This window comes from Streptomyces prasinopilosus, assembly GCF_001419695.1.
GTDB classification, from domain to species: domain Bacteria; phylum Actinomycetota; class Actinomycetes; order Streptomycetales; family Streptomycetaceae; genus Streptomyces; species Streptomyces prasinopilosus.
Window position 1 is genome coordinate 1 of sequence record NZ_LIRG01000529.1, and the last position, 2,637, is coordinate 2,637.

1 protein-coding gene and 1 tRNA gene are annotated in these 2,637 nt (G+C 68.2%); both read left to right on the forward strand.

Annotated elements, in window-relative coordinates; genetic code table 11:
* Positions 1 to 310 precede the first annotated feature (310 nt).
* Positions 311 to 384, forward strand: a tRNA-Lys gene (locus AOK18_RS21200).
* A gap of 467 nt (positions 385 to 851) precedes the next feature.
* A partial coding sequence (locus tag AOK18_RS21205; protein WP_055695382.1) for a glycosyltransferase family 2 protein occupies positions 852 to 2,637 on the forward strand: 1,786 nt, incomplete at its 3' end.

Below are 2,637 nucleotides of genomic sequence, written 5' to 3' on the forward strand. Positions count from 1 at the left end.
CCGTCCGGACGGGCCGGGCGGCCCGAGCGGTCCGGGCGGTCCGAGCGGTTCGGCGGGCCCGGACGGTCCGAGCGCTTCATGCGACTCCCCTCACAATTCCGGCCACACGTCCGATCACATGTCCGGTGAAATAAGTCACGTCTGTGCATAAAAGCGAGCTTCTCAACCGTCCACGGAGAGCGCACTCTGACGGTCCGAATGATGTAAGCGCACCGGCGCGGTCACCGGCGGCGGACGGGATCCGGGACCCCGCGCCCGGCCGGTGGTCGGGAGTACCCCGCGGGATCCGGTAGAGTGGCGGGGTCAGCGAGCGCCGCTAGCTCAGTTGGTTAGAGCAGCTGACTCTTAATCAGCGGGTCCGGGGTTCGAGTCCCTGGCGGCGCACCGACAGCACGGGCTCCTCGTCACCGAGGGGCCCGTTGCTTTTGGCCGGAAATCCTCTCGCGCTCGTTGAGCATCCCCTCCGTGTCCCCCGTATGGAACACGAGCCCCAGGCGTCCCCCTCAGGGAGCACGATGGGAACATATGACCAATGAGCACTAAATTTCACACCTTGCGATCATGACGAAACCCGTCCAACCTGGTTCCTTCACGATGCCGCGGAGGCGCGGCCGTTGGGGGGCGGAAGACCGGTTGCGAACGGTGCGGGACAGGGCGTCCCGCCCTCCGGGTGATGCCGCGGGGGACGCGTCGCGCAACCGCAGGGAGCGCTGCACCGTGTCTATATGGTGTGGGTGCCGTGGTGACAGCGATCCACCATTGACACGCCCTGGCCGGTTCAGGGGGACCGGACACGGGCGGGAAGAAGCGACGAACCACGCGGCACGACCGTGTACGGGGGGATGACACTCATGACGTCGACGCCGTCGGGCGCCCGGAGGGACGACGACCCGTCCCGGACCACCCGGCTCAGGGTGCCTGCGCACCGGACCGGGAACACGGGCGCCTTCCGCCGGATCAAGAAGACCCTGCCGAGGTACGACTACGAGCACTACAGCCGGCTCGCGGGGCCCCTCACCCAGCCCGATCCGAACAAGCCGTACTCGGTGCGGTACCGCTCGCTGATCTCGCAGGAACCGCACCGCGTCCGCGTCGCGCTGATGCTGGCCGCGGCCCCCCTGCTGTCGGTGGTGCTGCTGGTGTGGCTGCTCCAGCCCGCGCACTGGACGGAGCGCGACTACCCGGCGTTCGACTGGCTGCCCGCCCTCGACGTCGTCATGCTCGTCTCGATCGGCCTGATCGAGCTCTTCCGCTGCCTGAACGTGCTGTCCAACGCGCACGCCACGCTGGTCGCCCGCGACCCGGTCCCCGTGGTGCCCGAGACCGGCACCCGGGTCGCCTTCCTCACCTCCTTCGTGCCCGGCAAGGAGCCGCTGGAGATGGTGACGAAGACCCTGGAGGCGGCCGTCAGGATCCGCCACCGGGGCACGCTGCACGTCTGGCTGCTCGACGAGGGCGACGACCCCGAGGTCAAAGAGGTCTGCGCACGCCTCGGGGTGCACCACTTCTCCCGCAAGGGCGTAGCGAAGTGGAACCGGGCCGAGGGCCCGCACCGCGCCAGGACCAAGCACGGCAACTACAACGCCTGGCTCGACGCGCACGGCGACGACTACGAGTACTTCGCCTCGGTGGACACCGACCACGTCCCGCTGCCGAACTACCTGGAGCGGATGCTCGGCTTCTTCCGCGACCCGGACGTCGGCTTCGTCATCGGCCCGCAGGTCTACGGGAACTACGACAACTTCGTCACCAAGGCCGCCGAGTCGCAGCAGTTCCTCTTCCACGCGCTGATCCAGCGGGCCGGCAACCGCTACGGCTCCCCCATGTTCGTCGGCACGTCCAACGCCGTGCGCATCAAGGCGCTCCAGCAGATCGGCGGCCTGTACGACTCGATCACCGAGGACATGGCGACCGGCTTCGAGATGCACCGCACCAAGAACCCGGCGACGGGGAGGAAGTGGCGCTCGGTCTACACCCCGGACGTGCTCGCGGTCGGCGAGGGCCCCAACGCTTGGACGGACTTCTTCACCCAGCAGATGCGCTGGTCGCGGGGGACGTACGAGACGATCCTCAAGCAGTACTGGAAGGGCTGGTACTCGCTGCCGCCGAGCAAGCTCTTCAACTACACCATGATGATCATCTTCTACCCGATGTCGGCCCTCAACTGGATCCTGGCCGCACTGAGCTGTGCGCTGTTCCTGGGCCTGGGCGCCTCGGGTGTGAACATCGACCCCGCGGTCTGGCTGATGCTCTACGGCAACGCCTCCGCGCTCCAGATCGGCCTCTACGTCTGGAACCGCCGCCACAACGTCTCCCCGCACGAGCCGGAGGGCTCGGGCGGCGTGGCCGGCATGGTCATGTCCGCGCTGTCGGCGCCGCTCTACGCGAAGGCGCTGATCGACTCCGTCCTGCGCCGCAAGAGCAGGTTCGTGGTGACGCCCAAGGGCGACTCGGCCAGCCCGGACACCTGGTTCGGCACCTTCCGGTACCACTGGTACTTCATCCTGGTCTTCGGCGGCTCCCTCACCGCCGGCTTCGTCCAAGGGAACGCGCACCCGGCGATGGTCGTCTGGGCGACGTTCGCCCTGCTGATCACGGCCGCGCCCATGTTCGCCTGGCGGCACGGCATGCGCCGGG